We start from the raw sequence: 19425 nt of genomic DNA, 5'->3' as shown, positions 1-19425 counted from the left end.
CGCGCCGGGGCGGCCGGTCAGGCGCGCGTGGCGTCGGTGGCCGCCGAGCGGGGGCGGGGCACGCCGGCGCCGGCGCCGAGCCCGGCGGCCACCGCCTCGACCAGCGTGTCCAGGTACGCGTCGGTGAGCGGGGTCCGCGCGATCGCCAGCCGCCAGTAGAGCGGGCCGACGATCAGGTCGACGGCCGCGTCGGGGTCGGTGTCGGGCGGCAGCTCGCCGCGCTGCACGGCGCGGCCGATCAGCCGGCCGCCGATCTCCTGCTGCCGCGCCCGCAGCAGCTGCTGGAGGGTCTGGTCGATGGTCGGGTTGCGGGCCGCTTCGGCGAGCAGGTCGGGGATGATCTGCGAGGCCAGCGGGTGCCGCAGCGCGTGCGCCACGACCTGGAAGAGCAGTTGGAGGTCGCCGCGCAGGGTGCCGGTGTCCAGCGCCGGCAGCTTGCCGGCGGCCGCCGCGGCGACGATCTCCAGCACCAGTTCGAGCTTGGAGCTCCAGCGCCGGTAGATCGCGGTCTTGCTCACCCCGGCCCGACGGGCCACCGCCTCGATGGAGAGCCGGCCGTAGCCGACCGCGGCGAGCTCCTGCATCAGCGCGCGGCGGATCGCCGTGGTGATGTCGTCCCGCAGCACCGCCGCGCCGGCCGGCGCCCGCCTCTTTCCGGTCGTCACCTGGAGCTCGTCTCGGCTGTCACGAGGAACAATGTAGCGCAACGACGGTACGGTTGCGTCCCGACGTGTTTCGGACTACTGTCCACGCAGCGGCGAGGCGGCGCTCCCCGCTTGGTTCCATCGTCGCGCCTCATCCGTCGTCACGAAAGATCGGAGCGCCCATCCCATGGCCAACACCGCGCTGGCCGACCCCGACTCCGGCCTCACCCAGGCGCAGCTGGCCGCCCGCCACGGGCTCCGGGTCGCCGGCGAGCGGCCGCCCCTGGCCGAGTACGCCCGGCGGCTCTGGCGCTACCGGCACTTCATCGCCGCGTACGCCAACGCGAAGCTCGTCGCGTCGTTCAGCAACGCCCGGCTCGGGCAGCTGTGGCAGGTGCTCACCCCGCTGACCAACGCGGCGGTCTACTACCTGATCTTCGGCGTGGTGCTGAAGCAGGACAGCATCCCGAACTTCATCGCCTACCTCTGCACCGGTCTGTTCATCTTCAACTTCACCCAGACCGCCGTGCAGAACGGCACCCAGTCGATCACCGGCAACCTGGGCCTTATCCGGGCGCTGCACTTCCCCCGGGCCTGCCTGCCGCTGGCCGTCACGGTCACCCAGTTCCAGCAGCTCCTCGGCTCGATGGTGGTGCTCCTCGCCATCGTGCTGGTGACCGGCGAGCCGATCACCTTCGCCTGGCTGCTGCTCGTCCCGGCGATCATGCTCCAGACGGTCTTCAACGCCGGCCTCACCATGACGGTAGCCCGGATGGGCGCGAAGCTGGCGGACCTCAAGCAGGTCATGCCCTTCGTCCTGCGCACCTGGATGTACGGCTCCGGCGTGCTCTACAGCGTGGCGCTCTTCGAGGAGCAGCTGCCCGCCTGGGCCTCCCGGCTGGTCGAGTTCAACCCGGCGCTGGTCTACATCGAGCTGGCCCGCGTCGCGCTGCTGGAGCAGGCGCCGCTGCTCAGCTCCTCCGTGCTCCAGCTCTGGCTGGCCGCGGCGGGCTGGGCGATCGTGATGGGCGTCGGGGGTTTCATCTACTTCTGGCGGGGCGAACAGGAGTACGGCCGTGGTTGAGCAGTTCGAGTCGTCCAACGACGTGACGGTGACGCTGCCCCGGGTCCAGGACCGGGTGCCGACCGTGGTGGTCGACGACGCGCACGTGATCTACCGGGTGCACAAGGGCGGCGGCGGGGGCGGCGGCCCGGTCGGCGCGCTCAAGCGGATGGTCAGCCGCACCTCGGCGCCGAACATCCGGGAGGTGCACGCGGTCAAGGGGGTCAGCTTCACCGCGTACCGGGGCGAGGCGATCGGGCTGATCGGCAGCAACGGCTCGGGCAAGTCGACCATGCTGCGGGCGATCGCCGGCCTGCTGCCGGTCAACCGCGGCGCGGTCTACACCCAGGGACAGCCCTCGCTGCTCGGCGTGAACGCGGCCCTGCTCAACGACCTCTCCGGCGAGCGCAACGTGGTGCTGGGCTGCCTGGCCATGGGGATGCCGCCGGCGGAGGTGCAGCGGCAGACCCCGGAGATCATCGAGTTCTCCGGGATCAACCAGCGGGGCGACTTCGCCTCGCTGCCGATGCGCACCTACTCCTCCGGCATGGCGGCCCGGCTGCGCTTCTCCATCGCCGCGGCCAAGAAGCACGACGTGCTGCTCATCGACGAGGCGCTCGCCACCGGCGACAAGGGCTTCCGCAAGCGCAGCGAGCAGCGGGTGCGGGAGCTGCGGGAGAGCGCCGGCACGGTGTTCCTCGTCAGCCACCAGCTCTCCTCGATCAGGGACACCTGTGAGCGGACGATCTGGCTGGAATCGGGCGTCCTGCGCATGGACGGCCCGACCGACGAGGTCCTGCGGGCGTACGAGGCGTTCGCCAACGGCAAGTAGCGCGCCGGACGGCATCGACGGAGATGCCGGCGGACCGCGTCGTCCCGTTGGGGCGACGTGGTCGGCGCGTTAAGGTTCATCCGGTCGCCGCGCGGGCGGAACCGTCTGTTCACGCACCCCTGAGAGTGAGGATTCGGCAATGACGCAGGACCACACCACTGGCCCGGACGCCACACCGGAGACCCCGGCGCCGTGGCGGCCCTCGCGGACGGTGGCGGTGGTGCTGGCCGGCGGCACCGGGACCCGGCTGGGTCTCGGCATCCCGAAGCAGCTGCTGAAGATCGCCGGCAAGCCGATCATCGAGCACACCCTGGCGGTCTTCGAGGCCGCCCCCGAGATCGACGAGATCATCGTGCTGATGGCCACCGGCCACGTCGCCGACGCCCAGCAGATCGTCGACAAGGCCGGCTTCCGCAAGGTCACCAAGGTCATCGAGGGCGGCGACACCCGTAACGCCACCACCCGCATCGCGCTGGACGCGGTCGGCGAGGGCGACTGCAACATCCTCTTCCACGACGCGGTGCGGCCCCTGGTCAGCGGCCGGATCGTCCGGGAGTGCGTGAACGCGCTCTGGACGTACTCCGCGGTCGACGTGGCCATCCCGTCGGCCGACACGATCATCCAGGTCGACGAGGACGACTGCATCACCGACATCCCGGTGCGCTCGTCGCTGCGCCGCGGCCAGACCCCGCAGGCGTTCCGGTCGGGCACGATCCGCGAGGCGTACCGGATCGCCGAGGGCGACCCCCACTTCGCCGCCACCGACGACTGCGGCGTCGTGCTGCGCTACCTGCCGGGCACGCCGATCAAGGTCATCGACGGCTCCGACGAGAACATCAAGGTCACCCACCCGGTCGACGTGCACCTCGCGGACAAGCTGTTCCAGCTCGCCGCCGCGCAGGCCCCCCGGGTCACCGACCACCGCAGCTACACCGAGGAGCTGACCGGCCGGACCATCGTCATCTTCGGCGGCAGCTACGGCATCGGCCACGACCTGGCCGAGCTGGCCCGCCGCTACGGCGCGCAGGTCTTCCCGTTCAGCCGCTCCAGCACCGGCACCCACGTGGAGCGCGCCGCGGACGTCGAGGCGGCGCTGAAGACCGCCTTCGAGGCCACCGGCCGGATCGACCACGTGGTGGTCACCGCCGGCATCCTGGAGAAGGGCGCCCTCGTCGAGATGGACGAGGAGACCATGGACCGGGTGCTCCAGGTCAACTTCGTCGGGCCGGTCATCGCCGCCCGCCAGTCGCTGCCCTACCTCCAGCAGACCAAGGGCCAGCTGCTGCTCTACACGTCCAGCTCCTACACCCGGGGCCGCGCCCAGTACGCCCTCTACTCCTCCACCAAGGCGGCCCTGGTCAACCTCACCCAGGCGCTCTCCGACGAGTGGGCCGAGTTCGGCGTACGGGTCAACTGCATCAACCCCGAGCGCACCGCGACCCCCATGCGCACGAAGGCGTTCGGCGAGGAGCCGGAGCACACCCTGCTCGCCGCCGAGACCGTCGCCCAGGCCTCGCTGGACGTGCTGATCTCGGACCTGACCGGTCAGGTCATCGACGTGCGCCGCGCGCCGGGCGAGGTACCGGCCCAGCCGGTGCCGGGGCAGGCCGAGCGGGCCGCCAGCCCGGCCAGCGCCGGCTGACGCGGGTCTCGGGCCACGGCGGGGAACGGAGCCGACATGCGTGGTGACCTGGTCCGGAAGCTGATCGCCCGCGCCCTGGCCACCGGCCTGGCGGTGCTGGCGTTCCTCGTCGTCGCGCTGACCGGCGCGACCGGCTGGGGGCTGGGGCTGGCGGTGGCCGCCCTCGCGGCGGCCGCCTGGGAACGGCGGGTCCGCCCGGGCGCCGACAGCGCCGCCGAGACCGCGCTGGTCGCGGCAGCGGTCCTGGTCGGGTACGCCCGGCGCCTCGAGGCCGGTTTCGACCCCGCGCTGGCCGCGACGGCGCTGGTCCTGCTGGGGCTGGTGCTGCTCGTCGGGCCGCTGCGGGACGCCGGCGGCCTGGAGGTGCGCGCCGCGAACCTGCCGGTGCGCACCTGGACGCCCCTGGTCGCCGCGCGCCTCGGCGACGCCCTGCTGGGGCTGCTCGCCGTGGTGGCGGCAGCCGCCGCCGCGACCCTGCCGGCCGCTGTGGCGCTGGGCGCCGTCGCGCTGGTCGCCGCCGGCGCCGGGGCCGTCGGGCTGGACCTGGCCCGGCGGCGGTTCCGGCCGGGGGCCGGCGGGTCGGCGGTCTCCCGCGCGCTGCGCCGGCACCAGCCCGAGTTCCTGCTCCACTTCTCCGCCCCGCCCGGCTCGGAATACCAGGTCACCATGTGGCTGCCCTACCTGGAGCGGATCGGCCGGCCGTTCCTGGTCATGGTGCGGGAGCCGGAGTTCCTGCCCACCGTCGCCGCGGCCACCACGGCGCCGGTGGTCTACTGCCCCACCACCAAGGCGATGGACGAGGCGCTGGTGCCGAGCCTGCGGGTAGCGTTCTACGTCAACCACGGCGCGAAGAACAGCCACTGCATCCGCTTCACCCAGCTCACCCACGTCCAGCTGCACCACGGCGACAGCGACAAGGCGCCCAGCGCCAACCCGGTCTCCGCCATCTTCGACCGGATCTTCGTCGCCGGTCAGGCCGCCGTCGACCGGTACGCCCGCGCGGGCGTGGACATCCCGGCGGAGAAGTTCGTGGTGGTCGGCCGGCCGCAGGTCGAGTCGATCGAGGTCCGGTCGGAGCCGGTACGCGGCCTGCCGAACCCCACGGTGCTCTACACGCCGACCTGGACGGGCCACCACGCGGACGCCAACTACTGCTCCCTGCCAGTTGCCGAGGCGCTGCTGCGCGGGCTGCTGGCGCGGGGCGCGACGGTGATCCTGCGGGCCCACCCGTACACGTCGCAGAACCCGGCCTCGGCGCGGCAGCTGGGCCGGCTCACGGAGCTGCTGGCCGCGGACCGGGCCCGTACCGGCCGGCAGCACGTCTTCGGCGCCGCCGCCACCCGCGAGCTGACCCTGACGGAGTGCGTGAACCGCTCGGACGCGCTGGTCTCCGACGTGTCGGGGGTGATCTCCGACTACCTCTACTCCGGCAAGCCGTACGCGGTCACCGACATGGGCGACGAGGGCGACCGGTTCGCGGAGCGGTTCCCGCTGGCCGGCTCGGGTTACGTGCTGCGCCGCGACATGTCCAACGTGGACGAGGTGCTGGCCGCGCTGCTCGACACCGACCCGCTCGCCGCCGCCCGCTGGGCCACCCGGAGCCGCTACCTGGGCGACTTCCCGGCCGAGGCGTACGCCGAGGCGTTCCTCGACGCCGCGCGGCGGCAGCTCGACGCGGACTGGAACCCGCCGACGCCGCGCGCCGTTGGCGGGACCGGCCTGCCGGTCGAGCCGGACGGGGCGACCCTCTCCGCCACCACCTGACCGGCCGGCACCTCGCGGGTCAGCGGTACGGGTCGACCAGCTCCAGGACGGCCTCGGGGGCCTCGACGTGGGCGTTGTGGCCCAGGCCGGGCAGGGTGGCGACCGGCACGCCCAGCTCCTTGAGCTGGGCGTCGGTGACCATGGGGTCGTGCTCGCCGCGGGCCAGCAGCACCGGCACGTCCGTCGCCGCCAGCAGGGTCGGCAGGTCCGGCTCCCCCACCCCGAACGCGGCGGGGTCCATCGCCAGCCGCCAGCGGCCGTCGACCTGCCGCAGCCCGGCCTCGACCACGGGGTGGTCCGGCGCGAAGAGCCCGGTCAGGCCGGCCACCCGCAGGTACCGGCGGGCCGCCTCGTCCCGGCTGGCGAACCAGGTCACCGGCCGGGCGGCCAGCTCCCCGGCCTTCGCCAGCTCGGCCGGGGACCAGACGGCCTTGATGCCGAGCCCGACCACGGCGTCGACCGGCAGCCCGGCGCGGCGGGCGGCCAGCGCCAGCCCGACCACGCCGCCGAGGGAGTGCCCCAGCACGACGAGCCGGTCCCCCGCCGCGAGCCCCGCGGCGATCCGGTCGGCCAGCCCGGCGAACGAGTACGCCGGCAGCGGCGGCGACCAGCCGTGGCCGGCGAGGTCCGGCGCCAGCCACCGCCCCGTCCACCGGCGCTCCAGCAACGGCGCCCAGGGCAGCCACACGTCCCCGGTCGCGCCCATGCCGTGCAGCAGCAGCAGGACGCGCCGGCCGTCCCGGTCACCCGATTCGTCGACCATAGGCCGCAGTGTGCCACCCGCCGTACGCCCCGGCGAGGGCCGTGACCCGGAGACGACATCGGGCGCCGACTCCCGGGGTGGGGAGTCGACGCCCGACGGGTGTCTTTCTCAGGCGGAGTAGCCGCGGGTGGCGGCCCAGTTCGCCAGGGCGATGGTGGACATCCAGTACGACGCGGTCGCCGGGTTCGCCGAGTCGGCGATCTTCACCAGCCGGCCCTCGTCCTGGTAGCCCACGACGGCGATGTAGTGGCCGCCGGGGAACGAGTGCCAGCCGCCGTCGGTGTCCGTGGCGCTGCCGGCGACGTTCACCACGACGCCCCGCCCGTCCGTGATGGCGGCGACCACGTCGGCCTGGAGCTGGTCCATCTGCGCCGGGGTCGCGGCACCGCCCGGGATCATCCGGGTCCGGTACGGGTCACCCTTCACCGTCGCGTTCAGCACCCGGGTGGTGTCCTCGGCCGAGTCGGTGCCCATCTCGTCGGTGCCCAGCTGGGCGCCGAGGGCGTCCTGGCTGCGCGCGATGCCGGCGGCGCTGAGGGCGTGCCGGACGGCGGCCGGACCGCAGTTGTAGAAGGTGGTCTGGGCCTGGTAGTCGTAGTCCAGGGACTTCGCCTTCGGTGGCTTCGGCGGCTCCGGCTTGCGGGTCAGGTCGGGGTTCGGGGCGGCGCTGGTGGCGCTGGCCGACGGAGCGGCGCTGGACGCGGCCGGGGCGCCGGTCGACGGGGCGGTCGCGACGCGGGCGTCGCCACGCGAGGCGACGCTGCCGTCCCGCAGCTCGCTCACGGCCACCGGGGCCTGTGCGGCGGCGGGTGCCTCGTCGGCGCCGGCCAGCAGCGCGCCGGTGCCCGACGCGAGCACGAGCGCCGCGGCCGACGCGGCGGCCACCTGGTACGGACGCTCGGACGTGAGGCGACGGAGCTGTCGCTTGAGGTGGTGCTTCACGGTTTCCTCCACGGGCTCGGGGGGTGAGCGGCCGCCGGTCCGCGCAGGGGGGACCGACCGCGCGGACGGCGTCCGGCGGTGGTGGACCACTCAGGGGATGCGCCCGGGATGCCGGGCGACGGGCGGTGACCGGTGGGTCAGCTCGCGGCGTGCGGCCGGGCGAGCGCGGGCACCGCGGCGCCGTGGAGGCGCCGGAACGACCGGGGGGCGGGTGGGTGCTGCACGGGGATGGAACTCCTTCCGACGCCGCCGACCGGGTTAGCTGACGGATTCGGGCGGGAAGAACGCCCTACCGCGGGCCGTGGCCCACGGATTCACCCCGATGTTGCACTGGGTCCCCGGCTCGCCTGTTCACGATTAGGCGGGTCGGCGCGGCGTCGCCTCTTGCGATCGGGTACCGCACCGGACGGGCCGACACTACTGGCCGGCCCGCGCCCTGCCAACCCGCTTCCACCTGCTTAAACCTTGATCGCGGGACTTTTTTTGCGGTCAGTTCGGCACTGACGCGACTCAATGGGACGACCGTTTCCCGACGCACCTTGCGTCGACAACCGGACGAGCGGCGGACATCGGCGCGGAATCGTCGGCGGGAATCGGCCGGGCCGCGCCGGATGACCGGTTCGCCACCGCTATGACCGGCGTCACGAAATTGCCCGGCGGTTCAGCCCGCCCGCGCGGGCCGCCAGCGCGCGGCGAGCGCGGGCCGACGCCCGGCGGACACGGGCCGGGCCGCCGGGAGCCGGCCCGGCCGGAGCCGGACCGCTGCGGCGTACGCCTCGCCGGCCAGGGCCCGCGCCGCCTCGGCGGCCAGGTCGGCGTCCCGCCACGCCGACCGTTCCCGCTCGGCGGCGGCCCGGTGGTCGGCCCGCTTCGCGTCGCGTACCGCCCGGGCCAGCGCGATCTCCTGCTCGACCGGGTGCCGGCGGGGATCCCAGCCGGCCCGGCGGCCGAACACCTCCCGGAGTTGGCGGGTGGAGAGGTCGCCGCGCCAGTGGGCCGCCACCGCCGCGTGGTGCAGCCAGCGCTCGCGGGCGGCGTACTCGGCGGGCGTGCGCGGGGTGCGCGGGGCGGGCAGGGCGGCGGCCCCGGTGAAGCGGCGGGCGGCGGTCTCCGCCTCGTCGTACGCCCGCCAGGCCCGGTCGGCCTCCTCCTGGGCGGCGAGCCAGTCGGCCCGCCACCGCCGGGCGGCGTGGGCGGCCCGGCCCGCCGCGACGGCCACCTCCTCGGCGTAACGGCGCAGGTCGGCCGCCTCCGCCACGGGGTCGACCGCGGGCGGGGCGACCGGCTCATCGGCGGGACGGACCCGCTCGGGGCGGGCGACCAGCACGGCGAGCACGGTCAGGGCCAGCAGGAGCAGGGCGGACCAGATGGCGGCGGCCCGCGGCACCTCGATCAGGAACTGGTAGACGACGGTCTCCATGGTCGGCACCTCACGGGGAGCGAGTGCGGCAGCGGGGCGCACGCGGCGCCCGGGTGGCGGGGCGCGGTGGCGCCACGTCCCGCCGCCGGGACGGGTGCGGGTGGTGGAGAGCGGAGGACGGGCACCCTTGTCAACGCCTGCGGTAGCGGAAGGAGCCCTTCCTGCGCCGTACGGCGGGCCCGCGCGGGGCGCGCGTGCCCCGCGGGGTGGTGCGGATCAGACGTGCGGCGGGCCCCGGGGGCCGGCCGTCACCGGGGTGTGCCCGACCGACGCGGGGGCCGGGCCGACGGTGACGGCCCCGGCGGCTGCGCCCGGGTCGGCCGAAGCGGCGGGGTGGCCGGGGCCGGTGGCGGCCCAGTCGGGGGCTGCGGCGGCCCGGTCGGGGGCTGCGGCGGCCCGGTCGGGGGCGGCGCCGACGGCGACGACGCGGTGGTCGGCGACGGCCACGGGCGGGCCGGCGGGTGCCAGCGTGACGGGGAGCGCCGGGGCCGGGGGCGCCCAGGCGTGAGCCGGGGGCACCCAGGTGTCGGTCGACGGCACTCCGGCCTGGGCCGGGGCGGCGGGGAGGGACCCGGCGCCGACGGCGAACGCGACCGCGACGGCGAGGCCGGTCAGCAGCCGCGCGGCCCACCGCGCCACCCACCACAGGGGACAGGTGAGCGCGACGGGAAGCACGCGACCACGCTACCGCCGATGCCGCCGGTCCGCATCGCCGCTCGGCGTGTCCCGTGTGCGGCGGTCCCGGCGACCCTCCGGCCCGGTGCCCTGCGCGTCCTGCCGTCCACCCGGACCGCACGGACCAGGGTGGACGGGTAGTCCAGCCGCTCCAGTTGGTCGACCTGTGCCAATGGACGCGGTCGTCCTACGCCCGGGGGTGCGGCCGGCCGGCGGTCGCAGGAGACTCGACGTACGCCGGCCGGTGGTCCGCCTCCGGCTCGGCGTGCCGGGGGTGCGGCACGACGCGTCCCCGCTCCCCCGGCACGGCCGGCTGTCGCTGCCGCGCGGCGGCCACACCCTCGACCGGCGGCGTCGCCCGGGCCGGGCGGCGCGGGCCGAGCAGCCGCATCATCGGCGTCTCGACGAAGCGGTGCAACGCTCCGGCGAGGGCCAGGTTGACCAGCAGGAAACCGAGCACCGCGGCCAGCCCCCACCAGCCGCGGTACCCGACGCCCCAGTCGCCGGTGAGCCGGAGCACGGTCACCATCACCAGCACGTGCACCAGGTAGAAGGCGAAGGAGACCTCGCCGAGCCAGACCATCGGCCGGGACCGCCACGGCGACCGCCGACCGCGCACGTCCGCGTCCGCCGCCGCGGTGATGACCAGGATGTACGCCACGGAGAGCAACGCCGCCCACAGCTCGGCGCGTACCCACTGCGCGGCGACCACCCAGGTGGCCACGAAGACCAGGCTCGCCACCGGCAGGCCCGGCCCCCGCCACCGCCCGCGCCGCATCAGCTCGGCGGCGGCCACGCCCATCCAGAACTCCAGGGACCGGACGGGCGGGAAGATCTGGGTGAACCACCAACGGCTCTCCTCGGGCACCAGGGCCTGGGCCGGCCAGAGCGCCAGGATCAGCAGCGGCACCGCGACGACCACGGTCCACAGTGCCCACGGCCGGGCCCGGCGGAGCAGCGGCAGCGCCAGCGGCAGGCAGAGGTAGAAGAAGAACTCGCAGGACAGCGACCAACTGACCGTGTTGATGCTGTAGAAGGCGCCCGGCCGGGGATCCCACGCCTGGAGCAGGAAGAGGTTCTCCACCGCGACGACGCGGTCCACCGGGTCGGCGAACCAGGCCGCGACCAGCAGGGCGAGCGCCCACAGCGCCACGTGGCTGGGCCAGATCTTGGCGATCCGGCGACGCCAGAACGCCCGGCGGGAGTCGGTCGGCCGGGCCGACCACACCAGCACGAAACCGCTGAGGATGAAGAAGAACTGCACGCCGGACAGGCCCAGGGTGAAGACCCAGTTCACCACTGCCCGGTGGTCCGGCTCGGCGATGATCCCCATCGTGCCGGCGTGGAAGCCGAAGACGAGCAGGGCCGCCACCCAGCGTAGCCCGGTCAACGAGGGCAGCCGACCGGCCGGGGGCGCGGGCCGGGCCTCCGGCGCGACGGTCGCGGCCCCCGTCATGCCGGCGGCCCGGCGGTCCGCAGGGTCACCAGCACGTACGTCTCCTCCTCGGCGGTGGCGGGCGGCGCAGGACGGCCCGCGGCGGCCTCCGGTCGGCGCCGCCGCCGGGCACCCTACCCGCCGCCCCGGATGTCCCCCTGCGTCCCCGTCCACCGCGTGACGGTTCCGTCCCTGCCCGTGGCGGAGTGACGCGCGTCTGTGCCAGGGTCGGCCGGTGGCCTAATATTCCGTGACCCGGAGGTGACGAGAGGCGGGGACGGATGCACCAGCGGATCCTGATGCGGGCAAAGAAGGGCCCGTTCGACGTCTACTCCCCGGAGGAGGCCTTCGAGAGGAACTGGATCGGCGAGAACAACGGCAACCTCGTCTTCAGCCACGCCGCGCACAAGCTGCTGCAGACCAGCACCACCGAGATCACCCCGACCGAGTTCAAGGTCAACCCGCGCGACGCCGACATGATCAACGAGCGGTACGACGTCTACGTCGTCCCGCTCGCCAACGCCTTCCGGCGCAGCTACGCCCACCGCATCGAACTGATGACGAAGCTCGTCGAGCGGCTGAAGATCCCGGTGGTGGTGCTCGGGGTGGGCGTGCAGACCGACGTCAAGGGCAACCGGGAGTACCTGCGCCCGATCGACGACGCCGTCACCCGCTTCGTCCGGGCCGTGCTCGACCGCTCGCACAGCATCGGCGTACGGGGTGAGATCACCGAGGGCTACCTGCGCACGCTGGGCTTCTCCGCCGTGGACGTGATCGGCTGCCCGTCGATGTTCCTGCACGGCGACAGCCTGCGGGTGGAGAAGCGGAAGGCGGCGCTGGCGCCCGACGACCGGCTCGCGCTGACCGTCTCGCCGTACGTGAAGTCGATGGCGAAGATCATCGCCCGGCACCACGAGCGGTACGCGAACCTGCGCTACCTGCCGCAGGATCTCAAGACGCTCGGCACCCTGCTCTACGGCGACGCCCCCGACGACCGGGGCAAGTCCAGCGCGATCCCGATCCACACGTCGCACCCGCTGTTCACCGAGGACAAGGTGCGGATGTTCGTCGACCCCTGGACCTGGATGGACTACCTCTCCGGGTTCGAGTTCGCCTTCGGCACCCGGATCCACGGCACCATCACCGCGCTGGTCGCCGGCACGCCCGGCTACCTCTTCGCGCACGACTCACGCACCCTGGAGCTGGCCCGGTACTTCGACATCCCGCACCGGGTGATGAAGGAGGTGCCGGCCGACGTCGACGCCGCCCAGCTCTACGACGAGGCGGACTACACGGCGCTCAACGACGGCCACAAGGCACGCTACGAGACGATGCTCGCCTTCCTCGCCAAGCACGACCTGGGCAACGCCTTCGCCGACGGCGACAGCGCCGCCCGGTTCGACGCGCGGGTGCGGGCCACCACCTACCCGCCCGCCGTGCGCCCGGCCGGCGCGACCGCTCCCGAGGTGCTGCTGGAGCGCCTCCAGTGGCTGCGTGACCGCAACACCGAGTTGCAGACGGACATGGAGACGCTCCGTGAGCAGCGCCTGCGGGCCCGGGTCAAGCGGGCCGTCGGCGGCCCGGTACGGCGGATCCTGAACCGTTAACCCGACGCTGGGCGGCTGTTCAAACACTCCACCCGCACCGGCCACGTGAGGTTCCGGGGCCGTCCATCCGCGCGGTCGATGGTGTCGGCGTGGTCATTGAGCCGACGCAAGCGCCGCTGCTGAGCATCGTCGTGCCCGTGTACGGCGTCGAGCCGTACCTGTACCAGTGCCTCGAGTCGATCCGCGCCGACATCCCGGCCGGCGAGGCGGGCGCGGTGGAGCTGATCGCGGTGGACGACGCCTCCCCGGACCGTTGCGGGGAGATGCTGCGGTCGTACGCGGCCGGGCGGGTCGGCATCCGCACCGTCCACCTGACCGACAACGTCGGCCTCGGCCTGGCCCGCAACGCCGGCCTCGACGTGGCCACCGGCGCGTACGTCTGGTTCGTCGACAGCGACGACTGGCTGCCACCGGGCACGATCCCGGCGGTGCTGGACCGGTTGCGCCGGGACCGGCCCGACGTGCTGATGCTGGACCACCTGCGGGTGCACGAGGGCGGCCGGCGGGAGGTCGACGCGAGCAGCCACCTGCTGCGCGGGGTGCCGGGCGTGGTCCGCCTCGCCGACCGGCCGCAATTGCTGAAGGTGCAGCACACCGCCTGGAACAAGGTGGTCCGCCGCGGGTTCATGGCCGAGCTGGAGCTGCGCTTCTTCCCCGGCTGGTACGAGGACATCCCGTTCAGCCACCCGCTGCTGATCGGCGCGGAGCGGATCTCCGTGCTGGACCGGGTCTGCTACCTCTACCGGCAGGGCCGGCTCGGCGCGATCACCTCCACCCGCAGCCGCCGGCACTTCGACGCCTTCGACCAGTACGAGCGGCTCTTCGACTGGCTGGACCGGCACGCCCCGGACGACCGGCTGCGGGCCGAGCTGTTCACCCTGATGATCAGCCACTACCTGGTGGTGGCGGGCAACGACGGCCGGCTGCACCCGCGGCTGCGCCGCGCGTTCTTCCGCCGGGTCGCCGAGCACTACCGCCGCTACCTGCCCGACGCGGGCTACGCCCGCCCTGACGGAGTCGCGGGGCTCAAGCACCGCCTGGTCGGGCGGAACAGCTACCTCGCGTACGCGGCGCTGCGCCGGGCCCACCGGGCGGCGGGCCGGATGCGGGGCGGCCGGCCCGTCCCGCCGGCCCTCCCCTCGCCGGAGGCCGACCAGGCCGGACAGGTCGCGGAGACCGGGCAGGCCACGGAGGCCGGGCGACCCGCGACCGGGACGGCGGCGGACCAGACCACCGCGATGGCGAGCCGCCGATGACCGGGCTTCCGACGGCCGAGCCTCCGGTGGCCGGGCCACTGCGGCCGGCCGACGACGGCGACCTGCACCGGATGCTGCTCTGGCGCAACCACCCGCAGGTGCGCGCGGTGAGCCTGACCAGCCATGAGATCGGCCTGGTCGAGCACACCGCCTGGTGGACGAGGGTCCGGGTCGACCCGGACCGGCGGGTGCTGGTGCACCTGCACGACGAGGTGCCGTCCGGCATCGTCACGTTCTCCGGGGTCACCGCCCCGGACGGGGCCCTCGCCTGGGGCTTCTACCTGGACATCGACGGCCTGGACGCCCGTGGGCAACTGCTGCCGGCGTGGCTGTCGCTGGAGCGGGCCGCCATCGCGTACGCCTTCGACACCCTCGGGGCGCAGACGCTGGGCGGCGAGACGCTGGCCGCCAACAAGCCGGTGCTGGCCCTGCACCGGCGTTTCGGATTTCGCGAGGTCCGGCGCTACGAGCGGGACATCGACGGCACGCCGCACCAGGTGGTGTGGACGGAGAAGAGCAGAGGAAGATGACGGCGACAGTCAAGATCGGCCCGTACGCGGTCGGCCCCGGCGAGCGGCCCCTCGTGGTCGCGGAGATGTCCGGCAACCACAACGGCAGCCTGGACCGGGCACTCGCCATCGTCGACGCGGTGGCGGCCAGCGGGGCGCACGCGCTCAAGCTCCAGACGTACCGGCCGGACACCATCACCATCGACGTCGACGCCCCCGCGTTCCGCCTCTCCGACGGGCACGACCTGTGGGGCGGCGAGCGCCTCTGGCAGCTCTTCGAGCGCGCCCACACCCCGTACGAGTGGCACGCGCCGATCTTCGAGCGGGCCCGCCGGCACGGTCTGACGGTGTTCTCCTCGCCGTTCGACGCGACGGCGGTGAAGCTGCTGGAGGAGCTGGACGCGCCCGCGTACAAGATCGCGTCGTCGGAGCTGGTGGACCTGCCGCTGATCCGGCTCGTCGCGGCCACCGGCAAACCGCTGGTCATCTCCACCGGGATGGCCACCGTCGGCGAGATCGACGCGGCCGTCCGCACGGCCCGGGAGGGCGGCGCCGGCGGCATCGTGCTGCTCGCCTGCACGGCGTCCTACCCGGCGCCGCCGCAGGACAGCAACCTGCGCCGGCTGCCCGTGCTGGCCGACACGTTCGGCGTGCCGGTGGGCCTGTCCGACCACACGCCGGGCATCGGCGTCCCGGTCGCCTCGGTGGCGTTCGGCGCCTGTCTGATCGAGAAGCACGTGACGCTGCGCCGCGCCGACGGGGGCGTCGACTCGGACTTCTCGCTGGAGCCGGCGGAGCTGACCGCCCTCACCGTCGAGTCGGAGCGGGCGTGGGCGGCGCTGGGCGGCACCGAGATCGGGCCCACCCCGACCGAGCGGGAGGGGCTGCGGTTCCGTCGGTCCCTCTGGGTGGTCGAGGACGTCCGGGCCGGTGACCCGGTCACCGCGGCGGTCGTGCGCTCGATCCGGCCGGCCGGCGGACTTCCCCCGGCCGACCTCGACCGGGTGCTCGGCCGCGTCTTCACCCGGGACGTGCCGAAGGGGACGCCGCTGAGCTGGGACCTCGTCTGAGGCCACCCGCACCGCGAAAGGGGGCCCGGTCCGCGCGGACCGGGCCCCCTTCCTCGTGCGACCCCGCCCGGGGCGGGCGCCGGCTTCCTCGTGCGACCGCCCGGGCGGAGCGCCGGGGTACGGAATCAGTCGGCGACCGTGACCAGCCGGACGAACTCGCGGAGCAGGTCGTGGCCGTCCCAGACCGGCGCGAAGGTCAGCGCCGCGCCGAACGGCACGATCCGGTCGATGCCCCGGCCGCCGAGCCGCCGGGCGAAGTCGACCAGCTCGGACCGGGTGAACCCGAAGTGGGTCAGCGTCTGGTCCCGCCGGCGCACGAACGGCGCCAGCTCCGCCAGCTCTCCCAGGGTGACGAAGCCGAACGTCCCCGCGCCGAGCCACTCCCGGGGCATCGCCGCCGGCCCGTCCAGCTCCAGCGAGGTGACGAGGTTGTCGTGGAACACCATGCGGGCCACTCCCCCGTCGGCGGCCAGCCCGTACGCGCCGACCCGCTTCTCGACGGCCATCGCCGCGTCCACGTCCCAGCCCCGCTCCCGCACGGCCACGCCGAGCAGGGCCACGAACTCGGCCCGGACGGCGTCGGCGCGCCGCTCGTCGCCGACCAGGACCACCGCCCGGGGCGACGCGCAGGCCGCCTGGTCGAACCAGTAGGCGTCGTTGGCGAAGCGCGCCACGGCGTCCCGCCGGGCGGCGAGCGGGGCGGCCTCCCAGCCGGCCACCGAGAGCACCGCGAACGACGAGCGGTCGGGGAAGGTGAGGTCCCGCGCCGCGGGGGCCAGCGGGTGCCGACGCACGGCGGTCACGGCCCGGTCGCCGCCCCAGATGACCCGGACGTCGCAGCCGGCGCTGAGCCGGCCGGTCACCGCGTCGTCGTGGCCGTACGTGACCATGCGCTGGGTACGGCCCACGACCGGGTCGGCGGCGTCCAGGCTGTCGTTGAGCACGTCCAGGATCGCGTCGGCCGCCGCCGCCGAGCGGGGCGACACCCGGACGACGTTGGTGTTGCCGGCCAGCGCGGACAGCGCCCAGGAGTAGACGAAGATGGTGTCCACGTTGGCGGGCGGGATGTGGAACACCACGCCCCGGGGGAAGGCGAGCACCCCGTCGTCGAGCCCGGCGTGCAGCCGCTCCACGCCGCGCAGCAACTCCCGGCGGCGCAGGAAGAACCCGAGCGAGCCCAGCTCCGGGTGGCGGCGGGCCAGCGCCGGGGCCAACAGCCGCCGGGAGACCGAGGTCAGGAAGTCCACGATCCGCTCGTCGCCGACGGTCAGCGGCGGGTCGGCGGGCGGGGGCAGCAGGTCGTCCACCGACACCTCCGGCCCGGCGGGGAACCTCATCCGTACCGTCATGCCTGACCTCCGACGTAGGTGTCGCTGCAACCCCGGGCCTCGGCGCGCGGCAGCCGGCCCAGCACGCTGAACCGCTTGCCCGGCCAGTGCCCGTCGTCGACGCCGTGTACCACCCCGAGGTCCTCGGTGAGCAGCACGTTGCCCGGGTAGGAGATGGGCAGGGTGCTGAGCACCTCAATCACGCCGGGCGTGCCGATCGGCGCCTCCTGCCAGGTGACCGGGTCGCGGACGATGACGTCGGCGAAGTCCGGGCAGTAGAGGGAGCCGCCGTCGGGACCCTCCAGGAAGACCGTGCCGATCTGCTCGACCATCCCGTAGAAGTTGTGGATCCGCTCCAGGCCGGTGTCCGCGCCGAGCCGGCGGCGGAACTCGGCGTTGTCCACCGCCTGGTCGGCGAGCTTCTTCCAGCCGCCGGAGTGCACCAGGATCCCGTTCGACAGGTCGAGTCCGTGGTCGCGGGCCACCTCGTAGAGGTAGCGCCAGACCATGAAGGTGAAGCCGAAGACCAGGAACGGCGCGTCCCCGTGCCGGGCCAGGAAGTCCTTGAGCGCCGCGACGTCCGGCCGGTCGTCGGCGTCGAGCAGCCACAGGTGGTCGCGGCCGAAGTTGACCATGCCGAGCGCCCCGGCGCCGCGCGCCGAGTAGGAGCGCCGGTCGCCGACCACGCCGGCCCGGTCCACCACCACCATCGGCAGCCGGCGCGGGCCGAGCACGGCGCCCAGCGTGCGAGCCAGCATCCGGGACTGGGTGGCCGCCGCCTCCCGGTCCAGGTGGATCCGGCTGACCTCGCCGGTGGTGCCGCTGGAGGTGAGCACCCGGATCACCTCGTCGTCCGGCACGCTGGCCAGCTTGCGGGTCTTGAACAGCCGCACCGGCAGCCAGGGCAGGTCGGCCAGCGTCCCGACGTCACCGTCCGCGCCGCCCAGGGCGTCCAGGATCCGCGCGTACGGCGGGCAGTGGCGCCGGTGGTGGGCCAGCAGCCCGACCAGTTCGTCGCGGAGCCGGTGTTCCTTCTCGGGCTGGGTGAGCGTGAACACCTCGGTCAGCACTGTGCCTCCAGCGCGCGGTAGTCGGGCTTGCCCGTCGGGGTCAGTGGGAGGGCGTCCACGCCGCGCACCTGGACGCCGGACGAGTGGGTGCCCAGCGCCTCCGCCACCTCGGCGCGGATCCGGGCGAGCCGGTCGGCGTCGGCGCCCTCGGCCACCACCACCAGCCGGTCCGCGCCCGCGATCGCGGCGACCGGCCCGTGGTGGCCGAGGGACCGTTCCACGTCGTCGAGGTTGACCCGGACCCCGAACACCTTGGCGATCCGCTTGATCCGGCCGGTGACGTGCAGGAACCCGTCGGCGTCGAGCCGGCCCAGGTCGCCGGTGGCGAGCACGCCGCCCAGCTCGTCGGGGCGGGCCAGGTCGGCCGCCGTCTCGGCGTAGCCCATCATCACGTTGGGCCCCCGGTAGACGATCTCGCCGGTCCGGTCGGGCGCGGTCGTCTCCGTGCCGTCGTCGGCGCGGACCGACAGCGCCCCGCCGGGCACCGGCAGCCCCACCGAGCCGAGCTTCTCCGGCAGCCGGTCGGGCGGCAGTACCGTCATCCGGGCGGTCGCCTCGGTCTGCCCGTACATGACGAAGAGGCGGCCGGACACCTCGGCCATCCGGCCGTGGAAGTCCGCCACCAGCTCCGGGTGCAGCCGGCCGCCGGCCTGGGTGAGCGTCCGCAGCCGTTCGTGCCGGGCGGGCGCGAAGCGCAGCCGGCGCAGCATCTCGTACTGGTAGGGCACGGCGGCCAGGGAGGTGACCCGGTGCCGGTCGACGGCGGTCCAGAACTCGCGGGAGGTGAGGCCGGAGCGCTCCAGCAGCACGGTGGCGCCGGCGTGCAGGTGGCTGGTGAGCACCGACAGCCCGTACGTGTAGTGCAGCGGCAGGGTGGTGGGGGCCACCTCGTCGCCGTCGATGCCGAGCGCGGTGGCGATGGCCGCCGCGTTGGCCCGCACCGCCGCGCCGGAGAGCCGCACGAGCTTCGGGTTGCCGGTCGAGCCGGAGGTGGTCAGCAGCAGCGCCAGGTCGGGGTGGGGCGCGGGCCCGGCGGGGCCGGTGCGCCGCCAGGCCGCGCCGAGGCCGACCGGGCCCGGCTCGTAGCCGTCGACCGGCTCCGGGCCGGTGAGCAGCACGGCGGGGCGGAACCGGTCGACCAGCTCGCGCAGCGCGACCGGCGCGACCTGCGGGTCGAGCAGCGCGACCGCGCGGCCGGCCTGCCAGGCCGCGAGGATCCGCAGCACCGCGTCGATCTCGGCGGGGGCGGCGGCGAACACCACGCCCGGTGGTTCGCGGTCGAGCAGCGCGGCGAGGTCGGCGACCCGGGCGGCGAGTTCGGCGCCCCCGACCTGCCGGCCGGTCGCCGCGTCCACCAGGCGGGCGTCGGGATGCGGCAGACCGGCCGCGTCGGGATGCGGCAGAC

17 protein-coding genes and 1 riboswitch are annotated in these 19425 nt (G+C 74.5%); of the genes, 8 read left to right on the top strand and 9 right to left on the bottom strand.

Features of this window, described 5'->3' with window-relative positions; all coding sequences use genetic code 11:
- Positions 1 to 17 precede the first annotated feature (17 nt).
- A complete protein-coding gene (locus tag ACGF5C_RS19840; RefSeq protein ID WP_393303815.1) occupies positions 18 to 626 on the bottom strand; it encodes a TetR/AcrR family transcriptional regulator in 609 nt (202 codons plus the stop codon).
- A 205-nt stretch (positions 627 to 831) separates the two neighbouring features.
- Here ACGF5C_RS19840 and ACGF5C_RS19835 point away from each other — a divergent pair, with 205 nt between their 5' ends.
- From ACGF5C_RS19835 to ACGF5C_RS19820, 4 genes are all read left to right on the top strand, one after another.
- Positions 832 to 1728, top strand: coding sequence for an ABC transporter permease (locus tag ACGF5C_RS19835; RefSeq protein ID WP_393303550.1), 897 nt, complete (start codon positions 832 to 834; stop codon positions 1726 to 1728).
- Entirely contained in the window at positions 1721 to 2539 is an 819-nt protein-coding gene (locus ACGF5C_RS19830) for an ABC transporter ATP-binding protein (protein WP_350706519.1), read from the top strand. Before ACGF5C_RS19835 ends, ACGF5C_RS19830 begins: the two co-directional genes overlap by 8 nt.
- Positions 2540 to 2678: 139 nt before the next feature.
- A complete protein-coding gene (locus ACGF5C_RS19825; protein WP_393303548.1) occupies positions 2679 to 4181 on the top strand; it encodes a D-ribitol-5-phosphate cytidylyltransferase in 1503 nt (500 codons plus the stop codon).
- Positions 4182 to 4217: 36 nt separating this feature from the next.
- Positions 4218 to 5945 carry a CDP-glycerol glycerophosphotransferase family protein gene (locus ACGF5C_RS19820; protein WP_393303546.1) on the top strand — a complete coding sequence of 576 codons (1728 nt, stop codon included), beginning with the start codon at positions 4218 to 4220 and terminating at the stop codon, positions 5943 to 5945.
- Positions 5946 to 5964: 19 nt separating this feature from the next.
- On the opposite strand, the gene ACGF5C_RS19815 is transcribed toward ACGF5C_RS19820, so the two are convergent.
- The 5 genes from ACGF5C_RS19815 to ACGF5C_RS19795 form a co-directional block, all read right to left on the bottom strand.
- On the bottom strand, positions 5965 to 6708 hold the full coding sequence (locus ACGF5C_RS19815) for an alpha/beta fold hydrolase (protein WP_393303544.1): 744 nt from the start codon (positions 6706 to 6708) through the stop codon (positions 5965 to 5967).
- 108 nt (positions 6709 to 6816) lie between these two features.
- On the bottom strand, positions 6817 to 7662 hold the full coding sequence (locus ACGF5C_RS19810) for a C39 family peptidase (RefSeq protein ID WP_393303542.1): 846 nt from the start codon (positions 7660 to 7662) through the stop codon (positions 6817 to 6819).
- Positions 7663 to 7882: 220 nt separating this feature from the next.
- A riboswitch (cyclic di-AMP (ydaO/yuaA leader) is annotated at positions 7883 to 8024 on the bottom strand.
- A gap of 287 nt (positions 8025 to 8311) precedes the next feature.
- Positions 8312 to 9070, bottom strand: a complete 759-nt coding sequence (locus ACGF5C_RS19805) for a hypothetical protein (RefSeq protein WP_393303540.1) — start codon at positions 9068 to 9070, stop codon at positions 8312 to 8314.
- A gap of 216 nt (positions 9071 to 9286) precedes the next feature.
- Positions 9287 to 9745, bottom strand: coding sequence for a hypothetical protein (locus ACGF5C_RS19800; protein WP_393303539.1), 459 nt, complete (start codon positions 9743 to 9745; stop codon positions 9287 to 9289).
- A 187-nt stretch (positions 9746 to 9932) separates the two neighbouring features.
- On the bottom strand, positions 9933 to 11201 hold the full coding sequence (locus ACGF5C_RS19795) for an acyltransferase family protein (protein WP_393303537.1): 1269 nt from the start codon (positions 11199 to 11201) through the stop codon (positions 9933 to 9935).
- 260 nt (positions 11202 to 11461) lie between these two features.
- Between ACGF5C_RS19795 and ACGF5C_RS19790 the strand changes: the two genes are divergently transcribed.
- The 4 genes from ACGF5C_RS19790 to pseI all read left to right on the top strand — a co-directional run bounded on the left by ACGF5C_RS19790 (position 11462) and on the right by pseI (position 15622).
- Complete coding sequence (locus ACGF5C_RS19790) at positions 11462 to 12787, top strand: polysaccharide pyruvyl transferase family protein (protein ID WP_393303535.1); 1326 nt, start codon at positions 11462 to 11464, stop codon at positions 12785 to 12787.
- 89 nt (positions 12788 to 12876) lie between these two features.
- On the top strand, positions 12877 to 14043 hold the full coding sequence (locus ACGF5C_RS19785; protein ID WP_393303533.1) for a glycosyltransferase family 2 protein: 1167 nt from the start codon (positions 12877 to 12879) through the stop codon (positions 14041 to 14043).
- Positions 14044 to 14069: 26 nt separating this feature from the next.
- Positions 14070 to 14573, top strand: coding sequence for a GNAT family N-acetyltransferase (locus tag ACGF5C_RS19780; RefSeq protein WP_393303813.1), 504 nt, complete (start codon positions 14070 to 14072; stop codon positions 14571 to 14573).
- Positions 14570 to 15622 carry a pseudaminic acid synthase gene (gene pseI / locus ACGF5C_RS19775; protein ID WP_393303531.1) on the top strand — a complete coding sequence of 351 codons (1053 nt, stop codon included), beginning with the start codon at positions 14570 to 14572 and terminating at the stop codon, positions 15620 to 15622. The genes ACGF5C_RS19780 and pseI overlap by 4 nt, the downstream gene beginning before the upstream one ends.
- Before the next feature lie 125 nt (positions 15623 to 15747).
- Here pseI and ACGF5C_RS19770 read toward each other — a convergent pair whose 3' ends face one another.
- Genes ACGF5C_RS19770 through ACGF5C_RS19760 form a run of 3 tightly spaced genes read right to left on the bottom strand, consistent with a single transcriptional unit; the run spans position 15748 to position 19423 of the window.
- On the bottom strand, positions 15748 to 16971 hold the full coding sequence (locus ACGF5C_RS19770; protein ID WP_393303529.1) for an acyl-CoA reductase: 1224 nt from the start codon (positions 16969 to 16971) through the stop codon (positions 15748 to 15750).
- Positions 16968 to 18020, bottom strand: coding sequence for an acyl-protein synthetase (locus ACGF5C_RS19765; protein WP_393303527.1), 1053 nt, complete (start codon positions 18018 to 18020; stop codon positions 16968 to 16970). The genes ACGF5C_RS19770 and ACGF5C_RS19765 overlap by 4 nt, the downstream gene beginning before the upstream one ends.
- Entirely contained in the window at positions 18014 to 19423 is a 1410-nt protein-coding gene (locus tag ACGF5C_RS19760) for an AMP-binding protein (RefSeq protein WP_393303811.1), read from the bottom strand. Before ACGF5C_RS19760 ends, ACGF5C_RS19765 begins: the two co-directional genes overlap by 7 nt.
- Positions 19424 to 19425 lie beyond the last annotated feature (2 nt).

Source organism: Micromonospora sp. NPDC047620 (assembly GCF_043205005.1).
Classification (GTDB): domain Bacteria; phylum Actinomycetota; class Actinomycetes; order Mycobacteriales; family Micromonosporaceae; genus Micromonospora.
The sequence above is the reverse complement of the archived record's forward strand: the minus strand, read 5'-3'. Positions and strand labels throughout refer to the sequence as shown.

Excerpts from the sequence above, each read along its gene's own strand:
- ACGF5C_RS19770 (WP_393303529.1), bottom strand. The coding sequence starts at position 16,971 with ATGACGGTACGGATGAGGTTCCCCGCCGGGCCGGAGGTGTCGGTGGAC.
- ACGF5C_RS19790 (WP_393303535.1), top strand. The coding sequence starts at position 11,462 with ATGCACCAGCGGATCCTGATGCGGGCAAAGAAGGGCCCGTTCGACGTC.
- pseI (WP_393303531.1), top strand. The coding sequence starts at position 14,570 with ATGACGGCGACAGTCAAGATCGGCCCGTACGCGGTCGGCCCCGGCGAG.
- ACGF5C_RS19805 (WP_393303540.1), bottom strand. The coding sequence starts at position 9,070 with ATGGAGACCGTCGTCTACCAGTTCCTGATCGAGGTGCCGCGGGCCGCC.
- ACGF5C_RS19795 (WP_393303537.1), bottom strand. The coding sequence starts at position 11,201 with ATGACGGGGGCCGCGACCGTCGCGCCGGAGGCCCGGCCCGCGCCCCCG.
- ACGF5C_RS19825 (WP_393303548.1), top strand. The coding sequence starts at position 2,679 with ATGACGCAGGACCACACCACTGGCCCGGACGCCACACCGGAGACCCCG.
- ACGF5C_RS19820 (WP_393303546.1), top strand. The coding sequence starts at position 4,218 with ATGCGTGGTGACCTGGTCCGGAAGCTGATCGCCCGCGCCCTGGCCACC.
- ACGF5C_RS19835 (WP_393303550.1), top strand. The coding sequence starts at position 832 with ATGGCCAACACCGCGCTGGCCGACCCCGACTCCGGCCTCACCCAGGCG.
- ACGF5C_RS19815 (WP_393303544.1), bottom strand. The coding sequence starts at position 6,708 with ATGGTCGACGAATCGGGTGACCGGGACGGCCGGCGCGTCCTGCTGCTG.